The 26,280-nt window shown below is 55.0% G+C and carries 24 protein-coding genes; 16 read left to right on the forward strand and 8 right to left on the reverse strand.

The window, feature by feature from the left end:
* The first annotated feature begins 40 nt into the window (after positions 1 to 40).
* Together E3E36_RS05315 and E3E36_RS05320 are read left to right on the forward strand one after the other, a co-directional pair.
* Positions 41 to 733 carry an HAD family hydrolase gene (locus E3E36_RS05315; RefSeq protein ID WP_167894254.1) on the forward strand — a complete coding sequence of 231 codons (693 nt, stop codon included), beginning with the start codon at positions 41 to 43 and terminating at the stop codon, positions 731 to 733.
* Positions 711 to 1,361 carry a diacylglycerol/polyprenol kinase family protein gene (locus E3E36_RS05320; protein ID WP_167894255.1) on the forward strand — a complete coding sequence of 217 codons (651 nt, stop codon included), beginning with the start codon at positions 711 to 713 and terminating at the stop codon, positions 1,359 to 1,361. The genes E3E36_RS05315 and E3E36_RS05320 overlap by 23 nt, the downstream gene beginning before the upstream one ends.
* A gap of 20 nt (positions 1,362 to 1,381) precedes the next feature.
* Here the strand turns inward: E3E36_RS05320 and E3E36_RS05325 are convergent, their stop codons facing one another.
* Positions 1,382 to 4,786: a CARDB domain-containing protein gene (locus tag E3E36_RS05325; protein WP_167894256.1), complete on the reverse strand. Its 3,405-nt coding sequence runs from the start codon at positions 4,784 to 4,786 to the stop codon at positions 1,382 to 1,384.
* A gap of 130 nt (positions 4,787 to 4,916) precedes the next feature.
* On the opposite strand from E3E36_RS05325, the gene E3E36_RS05330 reads away from it, so the two are divergent.
* Positions 4,917 to 6,881 carry an alpha-amylase/4-alpha-glucanotransferase domain-containing protein gene (locus tag E3E36_RS05330; RefSeq protein ID WP_206203478.1) on the forward strand — a complete coding sequence of 655 codons (1,965 nt, stop codon included), beginning with the start codon at positions 4,917 to 4,919 and terminating at the stop codon, positions 6,879 to 6,881.
* 50 nt (positions 6,882 to 6,931) lie between these two features.
* On the opposite strand, the gene E3E36_RS05335 is transcribed toward E3E36_RS05330, so the two are convergent.
* The 5 genes from E3E36_RS05335 to E3E36_RS05355 form a co-directional block, all read right to left on the reverse strand.
* Complete coding sequence (locus E3E36_RS05335; RefSeq protein WP_167894258.1) at positions 6,932 to 7,588, reverse strand: DUF257 family protein; 657 nt, start codon at positions 7,586 to 7,588, stop codon at positions 6,932 to 6,934.
* A 112-nt stretch (positions 7,589 to 7,700) separates the two neighbouring features.
* Positions 7,701 to 8,612, reverse strand: a complete 912-nt coding sequence (locus tag E3E36_RS05340) for a TIGR00269 family protein (protein ID WP_167894813.1) — start codon at positions 8,610 to 8,612, stop codon at positions 7,701 to 7,703.
* A 70-nt stretch (positions 8,613 to 8,682) separates the two neighbouring features.
* Positions 8,683 to 9,648 carry a CGP-CTERM sorting domain-containing protein gene (locus E3E36_RS05345; RefSeq protein WP_167894259.1) on the reverse strand — a complete coding sequence of 322 codons (966 nt, stop codon included), beginning with the start codon at positions 9,646 to 9,648 and terminating at the stop codon, positions 8,683 to 8,685.
* Positions 9,633 to 10,598 carry a DUF4855 domain-containing protein gene (locus E3E36_RS05350; RefSeq protein WP_167894260.1) on the reverse strand — a complete coding sequence of 322 codons (966 nt, stop codon included), beginning with the start codon at positions 10,596 to 10,598 and terminating at the stop codon, positions 9,633 to 9,635. Before E3E36_RS05350 ends, E3E36_RS05345 begins: the two co-directional genes overlap by 16 nt.
* Positions 10,599 to 10,753: 155 nt before the next feature.
* Positions 10,754 to 12,220, reverse strand: a complete 1,467-nt coding sequence (locus E3E36_RS05355) for an NAD(P)/FAD-dependent oxidoreductase (RefSeq protein ID WP_167894261.1) — start codon at positions 12,218 to 12,220, stop codon at positions 10,754 to 10,756.
* Between the two features lie 158 nt (positions 12,221 to 12,378).
* Here E3E36_RS05355 and E3E36_RS05360 point away from each other — a divergent pair, with 158 nt between their 5' ends.
* The 5 genes from E3E36_RS05360 to hisS all read left to right on the forward strand — a co-directional run bounded on the left by E3E36_RS05360 (position 12,379) and on the right by hisS (position 17,349).
* On the forward strand, positions 12,379 to 12,933 hold the full coding sequence (locus E3E36_RS05360; protein WP_167894814.1) for an HPP family protein: 555 nt from the start codon (positions 12,379 to 12,381) through the stop codon (positions 12,931 to 12,933).
* 27 nt (positions 12,934 to 12,960) lie between these two features.
* Complete coding sequence (locus tag E3E36_RS05365; RefSeq protein ID WP_167894262.1) at positions 12,961 to 14,103, forward strand: cation:proton antiporter; 1,143 nt, start codon at positions 12,961 to 12,963, stop codon at positions 14,101 to 14,103.
* A 10-nt stretch (positions 14,104 to 14,113) separates the two neighbouring features.
* Positions 14,114 to 15,241, forward strand: a complete 1,128-nt coding sequence (locus E3E36_RS05370) for a cation:proton antiporter (protein ID WP_167894263.1) — start codon at positions 14,114 to 14,116, stop codon at positions 15,239 to 15,241.
* A 109-nt stretch (positions 15,242 to 15,350) separates the two neighbouring features.
* Positions 15,351 to 15,965: a MarC family protein gene (locus E3E36_RS05375; protein ID WP_167894264.1), complete on the forward strand. Its 615-nt coding sequence runs from the start codon at positions 15,351 to 15,353 to the stop codon at positions 15,963 to 15,965.
* Between the two features lie 70 nt (positions 15,966 to 16,035).
* Positions 16,036 to 17,349, forward strand: coding sequence for a histidine--tRNA ligase (hisS, locus tag E3E36_RS05380; protein ID WP_167894815.1), 1,314 nt, complete (start codon positions 16,036 to 16,038; stop codon positions 17,347 to 17,349).
* On the opposite strand, the gene E3E36_RS13275 is transcribed toward hisS, so the two are convergent.
* Entirely contained in the window at positions 17,350 to 17,472 is a 123-nt protein-coding gene (locus E3E36_RS13275; RefSeq protein WP_255452957.1) for a hypothetical protein, read from the reverse strand.
* Between the two features lie 101 nt (positions 17,473 to 17,573).
* On the opposite strand from E3E36_RS13275, the gene E3E36_RS05385 reads away from it, so the two are divergent.
* From E3E36_RS05385 to E3E36_RS05395, 3 genes are read left to right on the forward strand one after another with little or no spacing between them, the layout of a single operon-like run.
* On the forward strand, positions 17,574 to 17,870 hold the full coding sequence (locus E3E36_RS05385) for a hypothetical protein (protein WP_167894265.1): 297 nt from the start codon (positions 17,574 to 17,576) through the stop codon (positions 17,868 to 17,870).
* Between the two features lie 55 nt (positions 17,871 to 17,925).
* Positions 17,926 to 20,667: an alanine--tRNA ligase gene (gene alaS, locus E3E36_RS05390; RefSeq protein ID WP_167894816.1), complete on the forward strand. Its 2,742-nt coding sequence runs from the start codon at positions 17,926 to 17,928 to the stop codon at positions 20,665 to 20,667.
* A gap of 18 nt (positions 20,668 to 20,685) precedes the next feature.
* Positions 20,686 to 21,051 carry a hypothetical protein gene (locus E3E36_RS05395; protein ID WP_167894266.1) on the forward strand — a complete coding sequence of 122 codons (366 nt, stop codon included), beginning with the start codon at positions 20,686 to 20,688 and terminating at the stop codon, positions 21,049 to 21,051.
* On the opposite strand, the gene E3E36_RS05400 is transcribed toward E3E36_RS05395, so the two are convergent.
* Complete coding sequence (locus tag E3E36_RS05400; RefSeq protein ID WP_167894267.1) at positions 21,026 to 21,778, reverse strand: Nif3-like dinuclear metal center hexameric protein; 753 nt, start codon at positions 21,776 to 21,778, stop codon at positions 21,026 to 21,028. The genes E3E36_RS05395 and E3E36_RS05400 overlap by 26 nt on opposite strands.
* Before the next feature lie 104 nt (positions 21,779 to 21,882).
* Between E3E36_RS05400 and E3E36_RS05405 the strand changes: the two genes are divergently transcribed.
* From E3E36_RS05405 to E3E36_RS05425, 5 genes are all read left to right on the forward strand, one after another.
* Positions 21,883 to 23,658, forward strand: a complete 1,776-nt coding sequence (locus E3E36_RS05405; protein ID WP_167894268.1) for a tRNA uridine(34) 5-carboxymethylaminomethyl modification radical SAM/GNAT enzyme Elp3 — start codon at positions 21,883 to 21,885, stop codon at positions 23,656 to 23,658.
* 111 nt (positions 23,659 to 23,769) lie between these two features.
* Positions 23,770 to 24,339, forward strand: a complete 570-nt coding sequence (locus tag E3E36_RS05410) for a hypothetical protein (RefSeq protein ID WP_342764379.1) — start codon at positions 23,770 to 23,772, stop codon at positions 24,337 to 24,339.
* Positions 24,340 to 24,348: 9 nt separating this feature from the next.
* Positions 24,349 to 24,876: a hypothetical protein gene (locus E3E36_RS05415; RefSeq protein ID WP_167894269.1), complete on the forward strand. Its 528-nt coding sequence runs from the start codon at positions 24,349 to 24,351 to the stop codon at positions 24,874 to 24,876.
* A 134-nt stretch (positions 24,877 to 25,010) separates the two neighbouring features.
* Positions 25,011 to 25,526 carry a YkgJ family cysteine cluster protein gene (locus tag E3E36_RS05420; RefSeq protein ID WP_167894270.1) on the forward strand — a complete coding sequence of 172 codons (516 nt, stop codon included), beginning with the start codon at positions 25,011 to 25,013 and terminating at the stop codon, positions 25,524 to 25,526.
* Positions 25,527 to 25,728: 202 nt separating this feature from the next.
* On the forward strand, positions 25,729 to 26,235 hold the full coding sequence (locus tag E3E36_RS05425; RefSeq protein WP_167894818.1) for a PUA domain-containing protein: 507 nt from the start codon (positions 25,729 to 25,731) through the stop codon (positions 26,233 to 26,235).
* Positions 26,236 to 26,280 lie beyond the last annotated feature (45 nt).

Here is a 26,280-nt window from a genome sequence, read left to right on the forward strand (position 1 = left end):
TAACCCAAAGAATTTAAACTCCCCTTGGTTAGTCTTTAACATGCTCGTGCTTGTTGACCTCGACGATACCCTCTGCAACACGTGGGAAGCCGGGAAGTACACCATACTGCGCCTCATTCCACACCTCATCCGGAAAAGGCGGTTCCGCGCGTTCCTTTACATACTCACGGCCAGATATCGCGAGCTCGAACAGTCCCGCGAGTTCCACATGATGGATCTCGATAAAATCGTTGAGAGGCTTCTCCGGAAGATATACGTCGGCATCTCGTCGGAGGAGCTCGACGAGATCCAGGAGCTCGTGGACAGGGTCTTTTTTTCGAACCTGAAGCTGTTCCCGGACGCGGTTCCTTTTCTTGAGGGGCTCAGAGGGATGGGTGCCCGGATAGTGCTCGTAACTGACTCCTCGACCAGATGGCAAAGAAAGAAGCTCGAGTACCTGGGGATAAAGGACTACTTCGACGCCCTTATCATAAGCGGCGAGACGGGACACAGCAAGCTTGACCCCCACAACTTCCGTCTGGCGAGGCGCCTATTTCCCCATGAGGACGAGGTTTACATGGTCGGCGACAGGGATGACACTGACATGAGGGGTGGGAAGGATGTGGGGGCAGTCACGATACTCGTCAGGAGGGGTTATTTTAAGGGGCGGCGGTCGAAGTATGCGGACTACGTCGTTGGAGATCTCATGGAGGCCCTAGAGGTGATAAGGCGTGAGCATGCGGGGAGAGATTAAGCGCAAGTCCCTTCACCTTACCGGTCTGCTGGTTCCCGGGCTGTACATCCTCTTCGGAAAGGACGTTGTTCTGACAATGGTCGGCCTTGCATTCTTTCTTTTCGTGATCCTTGAACCGTTCCGGATAATAGAGGAGCTCAGGGACGATATAAAAAGGAGGCTCAAAATATACGTGGACGATGAGGTTATTGAGAGGGTGGAGGTTCTTGAGAGGCACCTAGATGAGATAACCCGGAGCCATGAGAGGTACCGGGTGGCGGCCCACATATACTTCACCGCAGCCTCGTTTGTGGTTGTCTACTTCTTCCCCCCAGAAATAGCTGTTGGGGCCATAACCGTCGCAACCGTTGGCGATGCCCTCGCCGCTATAATCGGGAAGTCCTTCGGGAGACACAGGTTCTCCAACGGCAAAAGCCTTGAGGGCAGCACTGCGTACTTTGCTTCCGGTTTTCTGATACTCCTGCCCCTCGTGGGCCCCGTCCTTGCCGTTCTGGGTTCCCTTATCGGGACGCTGGTGGAGCTTTACGGCCTCCCTCCCGGAAAGCAGCCCGAGGATCAGCTGGACGACAACTTCTCAAACCAGCTGGCGGTGGCACTGGCCCTTTACGTCTTCGGCTTGATATTATAAACAGAAAAGAAGGGGGGCGGTCACTCTATGGTGACCGTCGCGAACTCCGTAAAGGTATCGGTGTCGCCCCATTCCTGTCCTGGGTCGGTGTCCATGACGGCATCCTGGAGCGGCAGTGAGTCAACCGCTGAGTCGCCGGCGCCCTGGCCGGTCACGTACGCTACTATGCCTATCTCCTTCGGCTTTCCGCCGAGGGCCTTCCACGGGATTGCTATCTCAAGGGTCTGCAGGCCGTCAGTTGAGCCTCCCGTGTAGGCGTAGAAGCCGACCCACTTGAGGTCCTCCATGTTCCAGGCGTTTCCGTCCCAGAGGGCGATCTGAGCGCTCGTTATGGTGCTCGTTCCGGGGTCTCCGAAGAACTCCCCGTTCCAGAAGAAGTAGAGCTGTGCATCGACGCCCCTGTCAAAGCTCACCTTTCTTCCCCATGCGTCGGTGCCGGTAGTGTAGCCCCCGTCTTTGTAGTCGAGGGCTATGCCGTAGGAGACCCTCCATGAGGCCCTGTTCTCTGTGGTTATGGCTATGTAGAGGAACTGGTCGTCGTAGTCAACGTAGAGGGCCTTGAGGTTTGCACCGTCCTGTCCGTAGCCTTCCTCATCAACGGCTATCGGCTCAACGTCCCAGTCGTCGAGGTTCCCGTCAATTGTCTTGGTGAGGTTCTTTGCGAGCTCCTCCATCTGCTTCTGCTTCTCAAGCTCACCGCTGATGATCTTTTCTATCGTCTCGTTCATTTCCTTTGAGACCTTTTTGAGCTCGTGGTATGCCGTGTAGACCATCATTGATCCAATTATCTTGTAGTTGTGGGTGCCCAGCATGTTCATGCCGTCCAGGTACCGCCTGTATGCGCTCTCCATCCTGCTCCTGTACTCCATCCGGACGTCTTCAGAGACGCCGTATTTTTCCAGCTCCTTGAGGAGCTCCGAGGCCCTGCCGTACTCTTTCTCGACCATCGGGGCTATGGAATACTTTACTATCTTGATGAAGTTGTTCTGTGCCTCCATCATTCTTTCAACTTTGGCACTCACGAACTTCGCCTTCTCGACGGCGCCGTCGAAGGTAAGCTCCACGTAGTAGTCGGGGATGTTGTCGGCCAGCTCTGCGGAGGTGCTGTTCTCGGTGGTTAGTGTGTCCACTATATCGCTTATGGCGTCGTTGTTGAAGTCGTCCCCGAAGTTCCATACGGCCTGCCCGTAACTGAAGCCCGTGGCGACCTGGAACCTGAAGCCGCTGGCCCCTTCAAAGAGCCCCAGCGGAACCCTTACCTCGATGGTGTTCTCTGAAAGGTCCACTCCAACGAGGGCGTCGCTGACCTGGACGATGTTCCCGTCGGGGTCGACGAAGTACAGGAGGGAAGTGACCCCGCTCCCCGCGGTGGTGACGGCCGTGGTCTCGCCCCTGTACTGGCTTCCGCCGAGGTTTATGGCCATCTGGATGTCCCACTCGATGGAGGTCTTCGTGTCCATCTCACCTGCGAACCAGTTGGCGCCACCGTCCTTGTAGTCTATCGGAACCGCTATGAAAGTCGCTCCGTTGTCGCCTATCTTTATGTTGCTCATATTGACGAACTTGAAGAGGAAGTACACGTAGCGGTCGTCCTTGGTCACACCTATCTCCCTTATGTCCGCGTGGGAGGAGCTCTGGCCCGGGAGGTACTGATCCTTGTCGTGCCTCTGGTCGTTCACCGCGTCCTCCAGCATAAAGAACCCGCCGTCAACTGTGAACGCGTTGGGCCCAAGGGCCACCTCTGGCCAGTCGTCGGGTTTCCCGTCTATATCTATCCTTCCGACCCAGACGACCTGGACGTTCATAGCGAACTCGTTGTTAGTCTCGCTGGCCTCTGGGATGGTGTTTTCCTCGTCGACGACGGCCCTTATCTCGTAGGTTCCGGTCGCGTTGGGAGTCCATGTGAAGGTGAACCACTTGCTCTCGCCCGGCCCGAGGTCAGCCGTCCAGTTGGCGATGATGGTTCCGTTGAGGTAGACCCTAACGCTCGCGTTCTGGGCCGGCAGGGAGCCCTCGTTCCTGACGGTGACGTTGTAAACCCCTTCTCTATTGAGGCCGACGACGCCCGGTCCGCTCACGCCGACAGTCAGGTCCGCCATCAGGAACCACTCGCCGACGAGCATGTTGGTGAAGGTGTCGGTGTCTCCCCATTCTCCGCCTATGTTGGTGTAGTCTATTGCGGGGTCAACGGGGAGGCTGTCCACTGCAGAGCCACCGCTTCCCGTTATCCAGGTCATAACGGCGAACCTAGAGCGCTTGCCTCCAAGGGCGCTCCAGGGAATCGCTATCTCCAGGGTCTGGAGTCCGATCGAGGTGTCTCCGGTGTAGGCAAACTTGGCCCCAACGTCGGCCAGGCTTCCGTAGTTCCAGCCGCTTCCAGTCCAGGTGTTGAAGTTGTCGGTTCCCATTCCGCTGTCCCAGCCCCACCAGAAGTAGAGCTCGTAATCAACAGCGAATCCGTTGGAGAATTCAACGTTCCTGCCCCAGGAGTCCCCCCCGCTCGTGTACCCGTTGCCGGTTCCTGGATCGACGTCTATACCTATTCCATAAGCGACGTCCCAGCTACCGGTGTTGTTGGTCTTTATCGCTATGTACAGGTACTGGTCGTCCCAGGAGACGTACATCTTGTCGAGATTCGCCCCGGCCTGGCCATTGTCCCTTCCGGTCACCAGAAGGTCGGCATCGCTCCAGTCGCTCAGGTTCCCATCTATGGTCTTGGGGGCGACGTAGATGACCGCCATGTTGGTGAAGGTGTCGGTGTCTCCCCATTCTCCGCCTATGTTGGTGTAGTCTATTGCGGGGTCAACGGGGAGGCTGTCCACTGCAGAGCCACTACCTCCGGTGACCCATGCCATTATGGCTACCTTCTCCGGCTTTCCTCCCAGGGCACTCCACGGTATCTTTATCTCGACCGTCTGGAGTCCGGTCGAGGTGTCTCCGGTGTAGGCGAAGCTCCCGCCGACGCTGGAGATGCTGTTGTAGTTCCATCCACTACCGGTCCAGGTGTTGAAGTTGTCGGTTCCCATTCCGCTGTCCCAGCCCCACCAGAAGTAAATCTCATAGTCGGGGGCAAAGCCGTTCGAGAACTCGACGCTTCTTCCCCAGGAGTCTCCACCGGAAACGTAACCGTTGCCGGTTCCCGGGTCGATGTCTATTCCTATTCCGTAGGCAACGTCCCAGCTCTGGGTGTTGTTGGTCTTTATCGCTATGTACAGGTACTGGTCGTCCCAGGAGACGTACATCTTGTCGAGATTCGCCCCGGCCTGACCGTTGTCCATCCCAACCGCCAGGAGGTCGGCGCCGGTCCAGTCGTCCAGGCTTCCGTCGATTATTTTAGTGCCGTACATTGCACTGACGAAGTTCGGAAGGGGCACTAAACCAAGCAGCAGAACCGATATAAACACAACCGCGGTCGTTTTCTTCACATCGTCCACCTCCAAAGGGGATTGAGTCCCCAAGGGTGTACGGTAATCACCCGTAGTGAGTAATACGAGAAAAAGGTTTATATGCCTTTCTTCCCATATCACCGCTAGTGATAACAGTAATGGTGGGTGGTTGGCGATGGTGAACTTTATCTTTGGCATTCATAACCATCAGCCCCTCGGAAACTTTGGCTGGGTGTTTGAGAGCGCCTACGACCGCTCCTACAGGCCTTTCATGGAGATCCTTGAGGAGTACCCTAACATGAAGGTCGCGGTCCACTACTCCGGCCCTCTCTTTGAGTGGATATCCGAGAACAGGCCGGAACACATAGACCTCCTCAGGTCTCTCGTTAAAAAGGGCCAGCTTGAGATAGTCGTCGCCGGCTTCTACGAGCCTGTCCTGGCGGCGATCCCCAAGGAGGACAGGCTGGAGCAGATAAAGCTCCTCAAGGAGTTCGCCAGGAATCTCGGCTACGATGCCAGGGGAGTCTGGCTCACCGAGCGCGTCTGGCAGCCGGAACTTGTAAAAAGCCTCCGCGAGGCTGGAATAGAGTACGTCATCGTCGACGACTACCACTTCATGAGCGCTGGCCTGGCCAAGGAGGAGCTCTACTGGCCATACTACACAGAGGATGGTGGGGAGGTAATAGCGGTCTTCCCGATAGACGAGAAGCTGAGATATTTGATACCCTTCCGTCCGGTGGAGAAGACAATCGAGTACCTGCACTCCATCGACGACGGCGACGAGAGCAAGGTGGCTGTCTTCCACGACGACGGCGAGAAGTTCGGTGTCTGGCCGGGAACCCACGAATGGGTCTACGGGAAGGGCTGGCTCAGGGAGTTCTTTGACAGGGTTTCCAGCGACGAAAGGATAAACCTCATGCTATACTCTGAGTACCTCGCTCGCTTTAAACCGAGAGGCCTTGTCTACCTCCCGATAGCCTCCTACTTTGAGATGAGCGAGTGGTCCCTCCCGGCAAAGCAGGCGAAGCTCTTCGTGGAGTTCGTTGAGCAGCTTAAGGGAGAGGGCAAGTTCGAGAAGTACCGCGTCTTCGTGAGGGGTGGCATCTGGAAGAACTTCTTCTTCAAGTACCCGGAGAGCAACTACATGCACAAGAGGATGCTGATGGTGAGCAAGCTCGTCCGCGAGAACCCGGAGGCGAGAAAGTTCATCCTCAAGGCCCAGTGCAACGACGCCTACTGGCACGGCGTCTTTGGCGGCGTTTACCTCCCGCACCTGAGGCGGGCCGTGTGGGAGAACATCATAAAGGCCAACACCTTTGTTTCCACTGGAAGCTTCGTCAGGGACATCGACTTCGACGGGAGGGACGAGGCGTTCCTTGAGAGCGGGAACTTCTACGCCGTCTTCAAGCCCTCCTACGGTGGTGCCCTCTTTGAGTTCAGCTCGAAGAAAAAGGCGGTAAACTACAACGATGTGCTCGCAAGGCGCTGGGAGCACTACCACGAGGTTCAGGAGGCGGCAACGCCCGAGGAGGAGACCGGAGAGGGCGTCGCGAGCATCCACGAGGTCGGGAGGCAGATACCGGACGAGATAAGACGTGAACTTGCCTACGACGACCGCCTAAGGGCGATTCTCCAGGACCACTTCCTCGAACCCGAAACCACACTTGACGAGTACAGGCTCAGCAGATACGCCGAACTCGGCGACTTCCTCAAGGGGGCCTACGACTTCGGCCTCTTTGATGGGGGTATATCCCTTGAGAGGGAAGGCAGCGTCGCAGGGAGGCCCGCGAAGGTGGAGAAGACCTTCCACATCACAGGAGATGGTTTCGTCGTTGACTACACCGTCAGGAGCGATGCAAAGGCCCTCTTCGGTGTCGAGCTGAACCTCGCGGTTCACAGCGTTATGGAAAACCCAGAAGAGTTCGAGGCGGAGAGCTTCGAGGTGGACGACACCTACGGCATCGGGAAGGTCAGAATAGAGCTGGACAAAAGGGCTAGGGTCTGGAAGTACCCGATAAAGACCCTAAGCCAGAGCGAGAGCGGATGGGACTTCGTCCAGCAGGGCGTCAGCTACACGGTGCTCTTCCCGGTGGAGGGCGAGCTCCGCTTCAGGCTCCGCTTCACGGAGCTCTGACGTTCCCTTTTTCCTTCCCTGTGATTGTAAAAAACTGAGAAATCGGGGAGTCATATTCTTATCGTCATTCCCTCAAGCCTGTGGTTCACCGACTTGATGACGTGGAACTCCGTTATCTTGTCCCTCCTAGAGACGGCTATCACGGTAGTTGCGATGTCTTCGAGGAGCCGCACCACCGCCTGTCTTGACGGGTCTATGACCCGCGCCTTCAGGAGTATAACAGCGAGCCGCCTTTCGTCGCCGACGTATCTGGAGATTGAGCCGATTATCGCCTGGACGTTTTTGGACGAGAACTCCGCGGCCACAAAGAGCTTTTCAAGCCCAACTGTGACCGTCAGAACGGGGGAGTTTGACTCAAGGAACTCCTCGTAGGCCTCCTTGAACTTTCTTGAGAGTATCGCAGGTTCCGATGGGTCCTTTATCCACCCTATTACCTTCCCCGCTTCAATGCTCCCCCCTATCTTTATCACGGGGATGTCGTCAAACACTGAGTCATCCAGGCCGGCCAGCCGGGCCTTTGCCCGCAGGAGGTGGAGTGAGTCTAGGACATCAACCACCATGACGCTGTATCCCCTGCCCTTTCCCCAGCTGACCAGCTGGTGGAGCCCGAAGTACTGATCCCCGCTGTCGGCCCTTTCTATCAGGACTATTTCACCCTTCTTGAGGGACTCCCACAGGTTTACCATAAGTCCGTCGGGCACGCTCATGCAGTTCCCCCGTATAACTTTGGGGGGCAGCCTTAAATAACCTTCTGCCTCGGTTAGGGAGGCCCTCATCACAGCTCAGGGCCCGAAAGGACTACCTCATCGGCCCTTGCCATTAATCTTTTATTACCCTGAAGTCCAGCGGCTCCTCAAGGCGCCAGAAGCGGCAGAAGGAACATACCTCACCGCTCGACGGCATGCCGCAGACTTTGCACTCCCTCAGCTCTACCTCTTCAAGCTCGGCCTCGAAGATGTGCTTCTTCCTCAGGTAGCCCTTCACGAAGTTTATCTTGGTTCCCGGTCTCTTCTCCTCCATCTCGTTCAGGATTTCCTTGTACTCTATGGTCGTAGCTCCTACGGCGTGCGGGCACTCCTCGATGTGATACTCTATGCCGTTGGCAAGTGCATAGGCAACAACTTCTCTCTCGGTGAGCTCGTAGAGGGGCTTAATTTTCTTCACGAATTTGCCCTCGCCGGGGGTTAGCGGTCCCTGTTTGGCCAGATACTGCGTGTTCCAGTGCATCATGTTGGAGAAGATGAAGCTCGCCTCGTCGTCGAGGTTGTGGCCGGTGGCGACGGCGTCGAAACCGTTGTCGTAGGCAAACTTGTTGAAGATGTAGCGCTTCGTTAAGCCGCAGTAGGAGCATGTGGGTCTTCTCGTCCTCACTTCGCCAATTCCGTGACCCAGGAGCTCCTTAACGCGGACTATGTAGAGAGGAACTCCCAAAGCCTCGCACTGCCTCTTTGCATATTCTTCGCTCTTCTCCGAGTACTCCCCTATGCCGAGGTTTATGTGGAGGCACTCTATATCGTAGCCGAGTTTTTTCAGCACGTAAGCGGTAACGGCTGAATCCTTTCCCCCGCTCACAACGACTAGAACTCTCTCGTCGGGCTTCAGCAGCTTGTATCTCTCTATTGTGCGCTTAACCTTCCTCTCGAAGTATTCCGTGAAGTGCTCAGGGCAGAGGTACATTCTTGGGTAGTGAAGCTTAATGAAAGCTGGTTTCTCGCAGAACTTGCATCTCATCGGCATTTTTTCCACCGGAAATAGAAGAGGGGAGCGGCTTTTAACATTAACCTTTTTTGGCCAAACATCGTTACTTTGCCTTCCTCGAGAGAAGCGCGGCGCTCAGTGCAATAATCACTATCAGTCCCGGTCCGCAGATGCTTTTGTTTTGGTGTCCTGTTGGGGTTGTGGCAGTTGTTTGAGTCTCGTTCAAAGTGGGTTTGCAGGAAGTTACGTTAACGATTCTGACGCCCTCAGGGAACCAGTAACCCGGTATTCCCGTTGTTTTCTCGTTGTAGTATCCGTACCACATCTGAACTGGGGTAGTGTTCAGGAAAAGGAGCGTGATGTTTTTCACTTGATGGTCCTTTTTGAGCATGAAGTAAACTGGAAACTGGGTTTGATTGACTATTATAAAAGATCTTGGTAGCCATTTTGTATTGCTGGCGTTCACAACTATAAGAACGTCCGCTGAGGGGTAACCGGATTGTACTGCGGAGTCGTTTTTGAGGGACAGCAGGAAGACCTTTGGGATTTCAATCTTCCAGCCGTGTATTTCGTTTGTGAGCGTGCTCCCCTTAATCTGGGACCAGCTCACGTTAGTCTTTTCAGCGCAGAATCTCTTGGTATCGAACCTTAAAACGTAATTCAGTTTGGAGCCATCATGGGCTTCGGCGGAGTAAGCAAAAACGCTCACGTTCACGTACCATGAACCGTTCACGTATTTTACGCCGTTGAAGTACAAATGGCTGATATTCTTTGGCACGTTGGGTGGAAGATTTGAAAGCAGGACTGGAGTGAAGTTCAAGAGAAAAAGCTGAGAACCGTTAAACAGGAGAAGATATTGTTGGTCTCCATAAACCTCTGCCCAGCAATCGTTCATGCCGCAGGTAACACCGAACTGGAGGACCGGAAGGGGAATTAAAGCCTCATTCCCGTTGGACAACACTTTGTATTTAACTTCGTAAATGAAGCCGGACGCTTTTACGTAATACGTTGCCGAGACTGGAGCCGCAAGGAGAAGAAGGAGAAAGAGGGAGATTACCAGTCTGGGCATTTTCCTCTCACCATGTCTATGACTTTGAAGTCCACATCGGAATAGTAGGCTCTGGTTGAGAATGCACTGGGATTTACTTCTAAAATTGCTTTGTAATAATCACAAGCACGTTCAATGCACTTTTCAGTATCACACCCAAGAGCACAATGGCCGCATTGGTCGGGAAGGACGGCTCTGTCGGCTTCCATTTCCATTGAGACCGTTGTCGTGGAGTTGGGGTTGTGTTCTTTAATTTTCTTAGGAAGTTCCTCGTAAACCCAACGCACCTTCTCCACGAGCTTCTCGTAGGTATAAGAAAGCGTCTGCTTGTCCCCATTAGTTTCTTCTATACAGGTGTCGTACTCATAGTAGTTTGGCTGGACGAAAACGTAGTCAAAGTAGCCCCCAATCGTAGGAATCCCATCGTAATTCGGGTCGTTTAAATAAGACACTCCTCTGCCCCCTGTTGCAGGAATCCAGATGAGTTCTTGGCCGTGATTGTGGATATACTCTGCCATCTCCCGAACGAACTCCTCCCTAACGTTATGTTCGTCATGCGGAGTTGCTTGGAGGCAACTCTCATAGCTCCAGTAGAAGCCGAGCCTATCGCTGTCAACGATACTGAGAACACCGTCAATCCAGTCCTTCCAGTAGGAGTTAGCGAAACCATCGGAAGGGTCGTCTCTTGGCTCACCACTCCCGTATTTGTAAAAGGGTATTGGAACATAGTACTTCAAGCCACTAACCCTTGATGAAATCCACAGCGCCAAACTGGCACCATCTTTACGCCCATTTCCAGTGTAGTTTATCTCTTTCCCTTCGCTATCTAGAAAAACAACCCTGTCAAAACCTCTATCCTTGAACGCATTGACAACCTTGTAGCTGGGGGATAGTTTCTTCCCCTCAAAAGTCATTCTGGAATCGTACTCGGAACCATTCCATATAATCCACCACAGACTAAACCTCGACATAAGGAATCGCCAATTCTAAGTAGTTAAACAGTCCTATAAAAACCTTTCTGTTAAACAAAACCTCCTAAAACAGCCTAAAAAGTTCCAAACAATCGAGTTTAAGTGAAAGTAAAGAATTACAACCTCCTTTTTATTTAGGAGCTTAACAAATTTATTTATCTCTCCATATCCTCAACCTTCGCTTTCCAGTTCCCCGGTTCCCTGAAGTCCTTCTCGGTGTATAGTCCCTCTTTCTTGAGTATTCCCCTCGCCGCGAGAAGCCCTGTCGCGGCCGCGTTCACTATGTCCCTGCTCAGCCCGGCGCCGTCGCCAGCCGCGAAAATCCCCTCGATGCTCGTCTCAAGGTTCTCATCGACCTCGACCTTCATTGCGTAGTACTTAATCTCCGGTGCGTAGAGCAGCGTGTGGTCGCTCGCAACACCGGGCAGAACCCTGTCGAGCTTCTCTAAACCTTCGATGATGTTGGTCACGACGCGGTGAGGCAGGGCCATCGCTATGTCTCCGGGAGTTACGTTCTTGAGCGTCGGCTCGACGTCGCTCCTCCTTATCCTCGCCCAGGTGCTCCTCCTCCCTCTCCTGAGATCCCCGAGGCGCTGGATTAGGGGCTTGCCCCCGCCTATCGTCGTTGCCAGCTGGGCTATGCTCTTGCCGTAAGCTGTGGTATCTTCAACCGGTTCGGTCAGCTCAATCCTGCTGAGGAAGGCGAAGTTGGTGTTGTTGCTCTTCTTCTCGTGCATGGAGTGTCCGTTTACTCCAACGTAGCCGTCGTAGCGCTCTTCGACGACGAAGCCGTTTGGGTTGGTGCAGAAGGTTCTCACGAAGTCGTCGTAGGTGTCCGTATAGATGTGAAACTTGGGGTCGTGGTTTATGCTTGTTATGGGCTCCATCACTATGGCAGGAACCTCGACACGAACGCCTACATCGATGGGTCCATGCTTCGCTTTGAGGCCTATCTTCTTGGCCACGTCGTGGAACCAGTCCGCTCCTCCCCTTCCGGGGGCGACGATAATATAACGGGTGTTTATGGTGAAGATGTCCTTCCCGCGCCTGACTTTCACCCATCCCTGGCCGAACTCCAGAGCTTTCGTCCAGAGAAGGAACTCAACGCCTTTGCCCTCGAGGTGCTTTTTTATGTCACCGATGACTTCGGGCGTTCTGTCCGAGCCGATGTGCCTTTGGATGATGGGAATGAACTTAACGCCGGCCTGAGCGGCCCTCTGCTCCCAGTACTTTACCTGGTCGGGGTTGCCCTTGAAGAGATTCCTCGGCGCTTTATGGCGTAGGAAAATCCTGTCTACCTCCCAGACGAGCTGCCAGGCGTAGTTCTCGTCGTTTGTGAGCTCCCTTAGGTCGCCGCCTATGTCCGGACGGAGGTTTATCGTGCCGTCGCTCAGTCCTCCCGCACCGCCAACGCCGCTCATTATGTGGCAGGGCTGGCAGCCAATGCAGTAGCCGAGCTCGTACATGGGACATACTCTCTGCTCGATGTCACCGCCCTCGTCTATCACCAGAACTCTAAAATCGCTCCTTTCCGCCAGCTCGTAGGCCGCGAAAAGGCCTGCCGGACCGGCTCCGATTATCACAACGTCGTACTTCTTTCCGCTTCCTTTCTCAAAAACCATATTTCCCTTGCCAACTTCTATGGTTGTCTCCTTAAAAAGTTTTTGGCAGACTTTTGGTTAAACAAATCCGTGTGTGGGCTAGTATTGACATAAATATGTTAAAAACCTCCCCGAAAGCTTTAAACATATCTGCACATTAATGTTTATTCGTGGGGTGTATGGAGAAGACCAATTCAGAGAAGGCCAGGGCCGCGAAGGCCAAGAAGATACACATAATCCACAGCAAGAGGAAGCTCTTCCAGCTCAAGAGGAAGGAGGAGATGAGCCACAACATCCGCTACATATCCAAGGTGCCCGTCAGGATAGTCATGGACACAGATTTCCTGACCCTCCACCCCAGCGACCCCCTATCGAAGCTTGTGCAGAATCTAAGGGGGGAGGAGAGCTCAGCCGTCGTCGTGGATGATGAAGGAAGGCTCCTCGGGTTCATCACCATGAAGGATCTGCTCCATTTCTTTGAGCCCCCCAGGAGGTACTCCATAGTCGGAATCGGCCTGTTGAAGAAGTACTCCATAAGCCACGCATCCCGCGTGGGAGACATAATGGTCCGCAAGCCCATAACCATTCATCTCAACGACAACCTTGGTAAGGCGATAAAGATAATGCTCGAAACAGGGAAGCACCACCTCCCGGTAGTGGACGACGGGGGCAGGGTTCACGGCCTTCTTGAGGTTAAGGACATAATGCGCCTCATCCGCATAGTCTCTGCGTGACGGTAAAACTACCCCGAGATGATAATCATGGACGTCTTCCTGGAGCTGGCGTTAATCCTAGTGGTTGCGAAGCTGTTCGGTTATCTCACGGTTCGCCTCGGCTTTCCAGCGGCGCTCGGTCAGCTCATAGGCGGCATTCTCATCGGTCCATCGCTTCTCGGCCTGGTGTCATACGATGAGGGCGTTAAGCTGGTTGCCGAGCTCGGTGTCGTGATGCTGCTCTTTCTTGCCGGCCTTGAGACCGACATAGAGGAGTTCAAGAACGTTGGGGTCTCGGCACTTATAGTCGCGCTCCTTGGGGTCATGATACCCTTTGTTCTCGGCTACATAGCGGCCCTTGCGTGGGGCTATTCAAACATCCAGGCGCTCTTCATGGGGGGCATCCTGACCGCCACCAGCGTCGGGCTCACCACGAGCATCCTCATGGAGATGAAGAAGCTCCGCACGAGGGTGGGTACGACGATTTTGGCCGCAGCGGTCGTCGACGACGTCCTCGGCATCATAATCCTTACTGTCCTTGTCGCTATAAACACCAAGGGGAGCGTCTATCCGGGCGATGTCTTCCTGATTCTGGGAGAGGTGGTTCTTTTCTTCTTTCTTGGCCTTCTGCTCGGCAGTCCTGCGGTGAAGGAGGCCCTCCGCGCGTCGGAGAGGATAAACCTTCCCGAGACCATAACGGCCTTTGCGATAGCCATAATGCTCTTCTTTGCCTACATAGCCGAGCAGTTCCAGCTCGCAGGGATAACAGGGGCCTACCTGGCCGGACTTCTGGTGGCAGGCAGTGCGGAGGCCAGGGAAATTACTGGCAAGACCCTTACCATAGGCTACTCCCTTTTCATCCCGGTGTTCCTGGTGAGCATAGGCGTCGAGACGGACGTACACGTGCTGACACACATAGGTCTCTTCGCCGTCGTCTACGCCCTCATCGCAATAGTGAGCAAAATGGCCGGCTGTGGAATCGGCGGTATCGTGATGAAGTTCCGGCCTATTGAGGCGCTCCAGATAGGCGTTGGCATGGTTCCCAGGATGGAGGTCGCCCTGATAATGGCCAACATAGCCCTCAGAGAGGGGGTCTTTGACAGAGGGCTTTTCTCCATCCCGGTCAGCATGGTCATAATAACAACCCTCGTGACGCCCTTCCTCTTAAAGTGGGCGTTCTCAAGGGAGTAGGGGCGGTAGGATGGAGATACTGGTCCTCATTGCCCTGATGCTCGCAACGGCGAAGCTGGTTGGGTACCTCTTCGAGAGGTTCGGCCAACCGGTCGTCCTGGGCCAGATATTCGGGGGACTCCTGATAGGCATCTTCTTCGACACCAACCCTGTTATTGGCCAGTTCGCCAACCTCGGAGTCCTGCTCCTCCTCTTCATAGCGGGCCTTGAGAGCGAGCTCGAGGAGTTCAAACGCGTTGGGAAGCAGAGTGTCGTGGTTGCCGGTCTGGGCGTTCTCGTGGCCTTCCTCTTCGGCTTCTCCGTCGCCTACTTCTTCGTACCGCTTCACGAGGCCGTTCTCTACGGTGCCATGATGACTCCGACGAGCGTCAGCATAACGGTCAAGGTGCTCATGGAGCTGAGAAAGCTCAACACCCGCGAGGGAACCACGATCCTGGCCGCAGCCGTTGTGGACGATGTCCTCGGAATCCTGATCCTCACGGTAGCCATATCGATGATACGGGGCGGTGGAGTCAACTATGGAACCCTCGCGGAGGTTGTCATCTCGGTCTCCCTCCTGCTCTTCTTTTTCCTGTTCTTCGGCCCGAAGCTCGCGGACAGGGTCTTCAGGTTCATCTCCAGGATAGACCTCCCCGAGGCAGAGACTGCATTCGCCCTGGTCTTCCTCATAGCCTTCGCATACCTCGCGGAGCACCTCAACCTTGCCTCGATCCTCGGGGCCTATCTGACGGGCCTCGCCCTAGGCCAGAGCGCCAAGAAAAAGTCCGTACTCGACCACATGAACGTCCTCGGCTACTCCCTTTTCATCCCGCTCTTCTTCGTTGAGATTGGGATGAGGATAGAGCTGGGCTACATAATCCATGCCGGCCTCTTCGCTGTCCTTTACACCATCGCGGCGATTCTCAGCAAAGTCTTAGGCTGCGGCCTCGGTTCAAGGCTTGCCGGCTTCGACTGGGAGTCCTCATTCAAGATTGGCGTAGGCATGATACCCAGGCTTGGTGTCGAGCTGGCCATGCTTGCCGTGGCGATGGCGAGTGGCTTAATCGGGCCGGACGCTCTCACAGTGGCGATCCTCATGGTCTTCGTCACAACGGTGATAACGCCGCCGCTCCTGAAGTTCGCCTTCTCAAAAGTTTAGGCTCGGCCAACCGAGTGCTCATCACGGCTCAGCCAGTGCCGGTCTCGTCATCGCTCTGCGCGTACATAGTTGGGCATAGCTTTATAAATCCCTTGCCGCAGTCGCGAACATGAGTGAGGTGCTCTCGATACTCAGTTCGGCGCTCTTCATGCTCATCATGATAGACCCGAGCGACAAGATACTCCTGGTCAGCCTCCTCCGCGAGGACTTCCACATAGAGGACATAAGAACCCTCATCGTGAGGGCGAATCTAATAGGCTTCCTCCTGCTGTTCCTCTTCGCGGTTTCCGGGCAGATAATCCTTCAGCAAATTTTCCACATCGACATAAACGCCCTACGCGTTGCCGGCGGCTTCGTGCTCTTCAAGATCGGTTTGGAGGCCCTTGAGAGCGGCGGAATGCTCACCCTCAAGAGGGAGAAAAACATCCTGGCTCTGGCGGCCGTTCCGGTCGCGACACCCCTAATAGCCGGCCCGGCAGCAATAACCACCGCGATAACCCTAACCGCTGAGAAGGGCCTCTACCACGCGGCCGCGGCGATATTCTTGGCCATAATCTTTACGGCACTCACAATGTTCATAACCCTCTACGTCATCAAGAACGTCAGCAAGACGACCCTTGGTGTCTTCATAAGGATAATCGGTATGTTCACGATGGCGATTGGAGCACAGATGATGGTGCAGGGCGTCGTTGGAATATACCTGCTCATGACGTCCGCGGCTTAGCGGAACGTCAAAAACTCCTGGGCTAAACTTTTAACCTCTTCCGCTTTTCCCAGGAAAAGGAGGGTTGAAGATGAAAGTTAGGCTTGAGAGGGTCAAAGGAACGCGAGATTTGCTCCCCGAGGAAATGGCCAAGAGGAGATGGGTATTTGAGAGAATACGCGAGGTCTTCGAACGCTATAACTTTCATGAAGTGCTCACGCCGACCTTTGAGTATACCGCCCTCTTCCAGCTGAGGAGCGGCGAGGAGGTCGTCGAACAGCTCTACGCCTTCGACGACAAGGGCGGCAGAAACATCTCGCTTCGTCCGGACATGACTTCGAGCGTTGCCCGTCTCTTTGTCAACTCCTTCCAGAACGCGCCCAAGCCGATAAAGTGGTACTACATGGCCAACATGTTTAGGTATGAAGAACCGCAGAGCGGCCGCTATAGGGAATTCTGGCAAGCAGGCGTTGAGCTTCTCGGAAGCGACAAGGTGGAGGCCGATGCGGAGGTCATAGCCCTCTTCGTTGAGAGCTATCTCGCCACCGGCCTTGAGGACTTCACGGTCAACATTGGAGACAGGGTTCTTCTCGATGAGTTCGCCAGGATGCTCGGCGTTGAGGACGACGTTGGGCTCATGAGGCTTATAGACAAGAAGGACAAGATGAGCCGCGAGGACTTCATCGCTGCTCTGGGGGATTTTGGGCTTGACGATGAGGGAATTGAGAAGGTTCTCTCGCTGATCGAGATTAAGGGGGAGCCGGACGAGGTTCTTCCAAAGGCGGAGGAACTCTTTACGAGTGAAGAGGCAAAGGCAGAAATCAAAAGGCTCTACGAGCTGGTTGACCTTCTCGACGCCTACGGCGTTTCGGAGTGGGTAAGGATAGACCTCGGCATAGCGCGGGGCTTTGACTACTACACGAGCATAGTCTTCGAGGCCATAGCGCCCAATGACCTCGGTATAGGCTCGATAGGCGGCGGCGGTCGCTACGACAACCTCATCGAGGTCTTCGGAGGTAAGCCAACTCCGGCGACGGGCTTCGCCATAGGTATTGAGAGGCTGATTCCGATCCTTGAGTGGAAGGGCCTCATTCCGGAGCCCAAGCTAAGGCCCGATGTCTACGTGATTCCGATTGGAAAGGAGCCGGAGCTCAAAAAGGCTGCCATCGAGATAGCCTCCTCCCTCAGAAGGGCTGGAGTTAAGGCCGACTACGAGCTGACCGGAAGGAAGCTGAGGAAGGCTTTGGACTACGCCGGAAGGCTGGGCGTCCCCTACGTCGTCCTCGTCGGCAAGAAGGACCTCGCGGAGGGCAAAGTAACAATAAGGGACATGGAGAGCGGTGAGCAAAGGACAATGGAAAAGGAAAAGGTTGTAGAGGTCCTCGCCGGGATGTTGAGGGGTTGACTACTTTTTCACCTCCACCCTAAACTCCCTTGCCTTTCTTCTCATTCTCCACTCCTCAAGCCTCCGCACGAAGGGACAGCGGGAGCGCCAGAGTCTGTAGGCTCGTTTTAACCCCTCGAACATGCCACCACCGAAACCGTTATGACATTAGGAGTTAAATGCTTTAGGGGATGATGAGTCTGGAGCCCCCTGATTGGTGAGGAGGTTTCGCGGGGCTGACCGGTATGATAAAGGACCGCCTCTGTGGGGAATACCTTCAGGAGATTGAGAGGCTGAAGCGCTCGATAGTCGAGCTGGAGGAGCAGATAAACGAGCTCAAGATGCGGCTCCGGCTGAAGGTGGACGAGGCCAACAGCCTCGCCATAGAGAACGCGAACCTGAGGCACAAGCTCGAGCTCATGGAGAAGAGGGAGAAAGCCCTCCTCGACCTCATGAAGTCCCTGAAAGTTCCCCTCGTTATCATTGATGAGGAGCTTTTTGAGGACGTTGAGATTGATCTCAGTCTGGATTCGAGGGAGTGAGGAAAACCTTAATAGCCCAACTTCGTTTTCTACTTCAACTTAAGGGGTGATGCTCATGAGCATGGACATGACCACTGAGATGTTTAAAGAAGAGGGGTGGATAAGGAAGACGTGTAAAGTGTGCGGCAAGCCCTTCTGGACGCTCGATCCGGACAGGGAGACCTGCGGCGACCCGCCGTGCGACGAGTACTCTTTCATCGGAAAGCCAGGCATACCTAAGAAGTACACCCTCGAAGAGATGCGCGAGGCCTTCCTTGGGTTCTTCGAGAGGCACGGCCACGGGAGGGTAAAGCGCTTCCCTGTTCTGCCGCGCTGGAGAGACGACGTCCTCCTCGTGGGAGCAAGCATAATGGACTTCCAGCCGTGGGTCATAAGCGGCGAGGCCGACCCGCCGGCGAACCCGCTCACCATAAGCCAGCCGTCAATAAGGTTCACCGACATAGACAACGTCGGAATCACCGGCAGGCACTTCACGATATTCGAGATGATGGCCCACCACGCCTTCAACTACCCCGGCAAGCCGATATACTGGATGGACGAGACGGTTGAGCTCGCTTTCGAGTTCTTCACCAAAGAGCTGGGCATGAAGGCCGAGGACATAACCTTCAAGGAGAACCCCTGGGCTGGCGGCGGAAACGCCGGACCTGCCTTCGAGGTGCTCTACCGCGGTCTGGAGGTTGCAACCCTCGTTTTCATGCAGTACAAGAAGGCTCCGGAAAACGCCGACCCGAGCCAGGTCGTCGAGATAAAGGGCGACCGCTACGTGCCGATGGAGACGAGAGTAGTTGACACCGGCTACGGCCTTGAGAGGCTCGTCTGGATGAGCCAGGGGACCCCGACGGCCTATGATGCGGTTCTCGGCTACGTTGTCGAGCCTCTCAAGAAGCTCGCTGGAATAGAGAAGATAGACGAGCGCATCCTCATGGAGAACTCCCGCCTTGCCGGAATGTTCGACATCGAGGACATGGGAGACCTTAAGGTTCTCCGTCAGGAGGTGGCTAAGCGCGTCGGCATAAGCGTCGAGGAGCTTGAAAGGGCCGTTAGGCCGTATGAGCTCATCTACGCGATAGCCGACCACACGAAAGCTTTAACCTTCATGCTCGCCGACGGTGTAATCCCCTCCAACGTTAAAGCCGGCTATTTGGCCAGGCTCCTCATAAGGAAGAGCATAAGGCACCTCCGCGAGCTTGGGCTTGAGATGCCGCTCGCTGAGATCATTGCCATGCACATAAAGGAGCTCTCCCCGACCTTCCCGGAGTTCAAGGAGATGGAAGATGTAATCCTCGACATAATCAATGTCGAGGAAAAGCGCTACCGTGAGACCCTCAAGCGCGGCAGCGACCTCGTCAGGCGTGAGATAGCGAAGCTCAAGAAGGCAGGAAAGGAGGAGATACCGCTCGAAAGGCTCATACTCTTCTACGAGAGCCACGGGCTTACCCCGGAGATAGTCGCCGAGGTCGCCGAAAAGGAGGGTGTAAAGGTCGAGATTCCGGACAACTTCTACACCCTAGTCGCGAAGGAGGCGGAGAAGCAGGAGAAGAAGGCGGCCGCCGAGTACGTCGTCGACTTCGAGCTCGTCAAGAATTTACCTGATACAAGGACGCTCTACTACGAGGATCCCTTCATGAAGGAGTTCGATGCCAAGGTGCTCAAGGTCATTGAGGACTGGGTCGTTCTGGATGCCACCGCATTCTACCCCGAGGGTGGAGGCCAGCCCTACGACACCGGTGTGCTCACCGCTGGGGACGAAGAAGTGAGGGTAACCAACGTCCAGAAGGTCGGAAAGGTAATCCTCCACAAGGTGGAGAAGCCCGAGGCCTTCAAGGAGGGCATGACCGTCCACGGAAGGCTTGACTGGGATCGGAGGATCCAGCACATGCGCCACCACACCGGAACCCATGTGCTTATGGGCGCCCTCGTCAGGGTTCTCGGAAAGCACGTCTGGCAAGCTGGAAGCCAGCTCAGCACCGACTGGGCCCGCTTGGATATCTCCCACTACAAACGCATAAGTGAGGAGGAACTCAGGGAGATAGAGAGGCTCGCCAACAGGGTTGTGATGGAGAACAGGCCCGTCAGGTGGGAGTGGCTCCCGAGGACTGAAGCCGAGATGAAGTATGGCTTCCGCCTCTACCAGGGTGGAGTCGTTCCGGGAAGGGTCATCAGGGTGCTCAGGATAGAGGACTGGGACGTCCAGGCCTGTGGTGGAACCCACCTGCCGAACACCGGCCTAATAGGCCCAATAAAGATCCTGAGAACCGAGAGGATACAAGACGGCGTTGAACGCATAATCTTCGCCGCTGGAGAGGCGGCAATCAACTGGATGCAGGAGACCGAGAGGATACTGAAGAGGACGAGCGAGGTCTTCCGCGTCCCGCCGGAGAAGGTGCCCGAAACAGCTGAGAGGTTCTTCAATGAGTGGAAGGCGGCAAAGAAGGAGGTCGAGAAGCTGAGGAAGGAGCTGGCGAAGCTCCTCGTCTACGAGCTCGAGAGCGAGGTCGAGAAGGTCGGTGAGGTTGAGTTCATCGGGGCGATAGTCGAGGGCACCATGGACGACCTCCGCGAGGCAGCCAACAAGCTCAGGAAGGAGAAGCGCGTTGTGATTCTCATCAGCAGGGAAGGCCACTTCGTCGTCGCCGTCGGAAACGGCCTCGACCTCAAGGCCGGCGAGCTGGCGAAGGTGATAACGAGCGTTGCAGGCGGCGGTGGCGGCGGAAGGAAGGAGCTCGCCCAGGGCAGGATAAAGAACCCGCTCAAGGCTGAGGAAGCTATAGCCGAGGTGAAGAAGCGCCTCGGCTGATTCCTTAACTTTTCTTTGGTGATCGAAATCAAGGTCAAAACTCTCAAGAGGCAGGTTCTGGAGCTTTCCAGGGAACTCGGCCTCAAAGCCGTCCCCGAATACAGAACCCCCGACGGGACGCGTATTGATATAGCTATCCTTAACGGCGGGGAAAGGCTACTCGCGATAGAGCTTGAGGCCTCATTCAAGTGGTTTCCCCAGAGGCTCCTCTACGACGTCGTCAAGGCCCACAGGGCCGGGTTTCCGGAGCTGTGGGTGGTTTCAAACTTCAACCCGAACCCTGGCTGGATTCTCGGTTATGCTGGAGAGCTCGGGCTTAGCCTCAGAATTCTGAAGGAAAAAGAAGTCTTGGAGAAGCTCAGAGCCCGGTTGGCTCGTCTATAAAGAAAACGTCCAGCCCGAACTTCTCCTTCAAAAGCCCCATCAGGGCTTTTACTCCCAGCGTCTCCGTCTTATAGTGGCCCGCAACCAGAACACTCTGCGGCAGGTCGAGGGCGGTTAGGTAGTCCGCGTGGGTGAACTCGCCGGTTATGAGGAGGTCTATTCCCTTCTTCCAGGCCTCCTCCAGGGCGAAGGCTCCGGCCCCGCTGACGGCTCCAACGGTCTTAATCTTCCTTTTTTCGAACTCATAGGTTTTAACGGTTGTATCAAGCTTTTCGGCTATTACCTGGGCGACCTTCTCTATCGGTTGCGGCTCCTCGAACTCACCCCAGAAGCCGACGGGGATGCCTTTGTACTCGCCGAGGGGGCCCTTCGGCTCCAGATCGAGGAGCCTGAGCAGTTCAACGTTGTTGCCGATCTCCGGGTGCGCATCCAGGGGCAGGTGGGCGGCGTAGAGGTTCATACCAGCGTCCATGATGGCTTTCAGGCGTCTGTAGTGCACCCCGGTGATGTAGCCCAGACCGCCCCATATCATGCCGTGGTGGACTATCAGCATGTCGGCTCCGCCTTTGGCGGCGCGCCTTATGGTCTTCAGCGTCGTATCCACGGCAAAGGCCACCCTCTCAACTTCTTCCTTTCCCTCCACCTGGAGGCCGTTGCTGGACTTGTCGGGATAGGCGAGGATGTTGAGGTACTCGTTGAGGAAAGCAACGAGGTCATCGCGGTTCATAGTTATCACCCGGCCATATTCACTATGGTGAATTATTCACTAACTGAATATGCCCCACAAACCCTTTTAAAACCGCCCGTCAACTTGAGCCGAGAGGTGTTGGGATGGGGGATAGTGAGTTTGAGAAAGCGGTTAAGGAGCTCGCGAGGGCTGTCATGAACGGTGAGATTAAGAACCGGGAGGAGCTCAACCGCTGGAAGATTAAGGTTTCGCGGAAGTATCATCTCTCAAAGATTCCGGGTAATTCTGATATCCTTAAAGCCATCCCCGAGGAGAGGCGCGAGGAGTTTAGGGATCTGCTGAAGAGAAAGCCGACGAGAACGATAAGCGGCGTCGCGATAGTTGCCATGATGACCAAGCCCTTTCCCTGCCCCCACGGGCGCTGCATCTACTGCCCCGGCGGGCCGAGCGCTGGCTCACCCCAGAGCTACACGGGAAAGGAGCCTTCCGCCCTGAGAGCCGTCCAGAGCGCCTACCATCCGTACATTATCATGATGCGTCGCCTTAAGCAGCTCACTGACATAGGCCACGACGTGGATAAGGTCGAGGTCATAATCCAGGGTGGAACTTTTCCCGCGGTTGATCTGGATTACCAGGAGTGGTTCGTCAAGTGTGCCTTCAAAGCAATGAACGACTTCCCCCATTTTAAGGAGATAGAAAACCTTGAGGAGAAGCTCGTCAGGCTGATAGTTCACAAAGACGAGTCCGTCTTTAATGAAGACCCCGCCTTTAGAGAGGCGTGGCAGAAAACACACGCAAAGCCCTACTACTACCTTGAAGACGAGCAGAGGAAGAACGAGAGGGCCAGAGTGAGGATGGTAGGCCTTACTATCGAAACGCGCCCCGACTGGGCCTTTGAGAGGCATATAGACAGAATGCTGAAGCTCGGAACGACACGCGTTGAGCTCGGCGTCCAGACGATATTCAACTTCATCCACGAGAGAACCAAGCGCGGGCACGGCGTTGAGGAGATAGTCAGAGCAACCCAGCTCCTCCGCGATGCCGGTCTCAAAATCAACTACCACATAATGCCGGGCCTTCCGGGAAGCAACTTCGAGCGCGACCTCTACACCTTCAGGGCGATTTTCGAGGACGCCCGCTTTAGGCCTGACATGCTGAAGATATATCCCACGCTCGTTACCGCCGATGCCCCCCTCTACCGCTGGTGGAAGGAGAGCAAATACAGACCCTACCGGACGGAGGAAGCGGTGGAGCTTCTAGTTGAGGCATACAAGCTTTTCCCGAAGTGGGTTAGGGTGATGAGAATCCAGCGCGATATTCCCGTTCAGCTCATCGTTGATGGCGTCAAGCACTCCAACCTCGGCCAGCTCGTCTTCAATGAGCTGATTAAGCGCGGCATAAGACCGAGGGAGATTCGCTTTAGGGAAGTTGGCCACATGATGGAGAAGTTCGGGGTTCAGCCCGAAATCGAGCACATCAAACTGCTCCGTGAGGACTACGAGGCAGCGGGAGGAAGAGAAATCTTCCTCAGCTTTGAGGACGTCAAAAACGACATTCTTATTGGCTTCCTCCGCCTCAGAATTCCAAGCGAGAAGGCCCACAGGAAGGAGATAAACTGCTGTCCTTCAGCCATAGTCAGGGAGCTCCACATTTACGGCCCGCTCGTGCCGATAGGCGGAAAGCCGAAGTACGAGTGGCAGCACAGGGGATACGGAAGGGAGCTCCTCGCCGAGGCCGAGAGGATAGCTCGCGAGGAGTTCGACGTCAAAAAGATGCTCGTGATCAGCGGCGTGGGAGTCAGGAACTACTACCGGAAGTTCGGCTATCGGAAGAACGGGCCCTACGTCGCCAAGAGGCTCGATAGGGGTTACGCTGACTACAGGGAGAGTAAAGAGTTTGACGCCCACCTGAACACCTGATCTTTTTTGTTCCAAGTTGCTGTCCTTTAACGGCCCCCGATGTTGGAAAGTTTTTCTTTTGAGTAAAACTTTTAAACATCTGAGTACAACCGTGTACTGAGGTGAAGCATAGTGGGCTTGAAGAAAAAGCTATCCTATGAGACAAGCTTCAGGGCTAAGGTTCTCATATTGGCTCTCATCTTTGGAATCGCCATATTCATGATAGTGTACTACCCGCTCCTGACCCATCAAACCAACCCGTGGGGGGTGGCGGCGCCCAAGGGGCAGATCGTTCTTGCCCAGAACTTTACCCTCGGCTTGGTGAACTACACCAACGCCGTTCCGGCAACGTCCCAGAACAACCTCCTTGTCCTGAAGGGCAACGACAACTTGGGGGACACGCTCACCCTGGAAGTCCAGACGCCAGGATGGTGCATTGACCTCTGGGTATGGGGCGGCTCCTCGAAAGGCTGGCAGCAGAAATACGACTGCGCCAGGGAAGTCCAGCTGAGCCAGTACGCCTTCAGGAGGGTTCCGACACACGAGGCCAAGGAGATACTCTACTGGTACCTTGAGACGGGATACGTGATAGTTTTCCACAAGGAGAGCCCCGTCCAGAACTATGAGACCGTCAACTTTACCGTAACATACGGTGGAAGCACGGACTGGGGGGCATTCAAGGTGTCCCTCGGAAAGTCATGAGGTGGTTGCATGAAGATATCCTACGAGACGGCATTTCGGGCCAAGGTTCTCTTTCTGGCTCTCGTTTTTGCGATTCTTATCTTCAAGGTAGTCTACTATCCACTCCTCACCCACAAAGTCGTGCCGTACGGCGTCGCCGCGCCGAAAGGGCAGATAGTCCTCCTTGAGAACATCACGCTCGGCAACTACACCTGGAAGAACTCGGTTGACATGCAGAAGCACCTCATACTCAAGAGCAGTGAAGATTACGGGAACTCGGTGTTTCTGGAGATTCAAACACCCGGCTGGTGTGCGGACGTTGCCTTCTGGGACGGGCAGAAGTTCATTGTGAGCGAGAAATGTGTGCGGAAGCTGGTAATTCCAAAGTACCTCTTCGTGATAACCCCTGGCTTCTACTGGTACGTCGAGCCGGGTTATCACCTCATCTTCTACAAGCCGGAAGGAAGGCCTGAGAATTACGAGCTGGTCAACTTCACGGTGACATACGGTGAGAAAATCGATTGGGGAGCCTTCAAAGTCGCCTACGGAAAAAGTTAAAGGGACTAAAGCCTGCTTCCGCCTCTTTTTTCGTTGATCTTGCCAAATTCTAGCGGTAAAGCCTGTTCTGGCGACAAAAGGTCCGGCAGAGGATGTTCCGATGCATTTTTAACCCTTTCCATGAATGAAGTCCCATGAGATTCGAACCGAGACCCTTCACGGAACCGGTGCCCTTCAGGTGTGAGTTCTGCCTCGACTGCTGCCGTGGGAGGCACGTATATCTGACGCTGAGGGACATAGAGAGAATCGCAGAGACCGGCCACGACCCCCAGGAGTTCGTGACATTCTCCATAGAGGGGGATAAAATCCGCTTCGTCCTGGCGGTGAGGGAGTGGGATCTGGGCTGCGTCTTTCATGACCCTGAAACGGGAAAATGCCGGATTCACAATGCGAATCCGATAATCTGCAGGATTTATCCATTCATGGTCTCCCGCAAGCCCCTCGGCGTTGAAGGCGAAAAGCCGTTCCACCACGGGGGACAGACACTGTGGCTCTACTACGACGAGAGCTGCCCGGGAATAAACGCGGAAGAGCCGGAAACGACCATAACCCCGGAGGAAATAGCCCAGCTGGGCCTCAAGTTCGAGAGGGAGTTCGAGAGGACGGACATGGCAGGATTTGCTGAGCTGCTCGATGAACTCGAAAGGTAAATATACAATCGGGGATTAACTTAATGTTCTACGGCTTTCCAGCCGTTGTGTTCTCTGCGGTCGTTCCTAACTCTCTCTACGAGAAGCCGGGGAAATCCCGGAGAACGCCACCGTTATCGTTGCCTACCCTGAAAACGTTAGTCCTCCAAACGCGACGGGCTAACCTTTTAAGTCCGCTGAAGAACTAGTGACGGTGCGTGGAATGGTGGAGGGACTCAGATACCGGCGCGCTTCGTCGTGGGAGTACGATTTGATCCTGCGCGAGGCCGAGAAGTACGGCGAGCTTAGGCATCATTTCTTTGCCGTGGTGGAAGGTCGCTTTAGGGACGTTTATGCCGTGAACGAGAGCCTCTGGAGGGAGATCGAGGGGATGGGGGTTAAGCCCTACGCCTACGGAACCTTCGTCGGCACGATAAAGGTGGATAAAAACCTGGTCGAGAAGTTCTATCCCAACGTGGAGTTCTTCTACTTCGTTGATGTCAGTAAAAACTACGCGATTCTCAGTCCAAAGGCGGGCTTCCTCTTCACGACAGGCAAGGACGTGCCAAGGAGCGGCGTGCGGAGATACAGCTGGCAGGGGACGAAGAAACTGGTGATTTATGACGAGAACGGCGTTATCCTCGGCATAGGGAGGATAAACCCGGAGAGCAGGAAGAAGTTCATCCTGAACGTTACCGACGTGGGGGAGTTCCTGAGGAGGAGGCGCTGACTTTTCTTACCCCACGTAATCTTTTTAAGACCCTTTCCGTTAAAA

Origin of the sequence: Thermococcus sp. M36 (assembly GCF_012027355.1) — an archaeon.
Classification (GTDB): Archaea; Methanobacteriota_B; Thermococci; order Thermococcales; family Thermococcaceae; genus Thermococcus.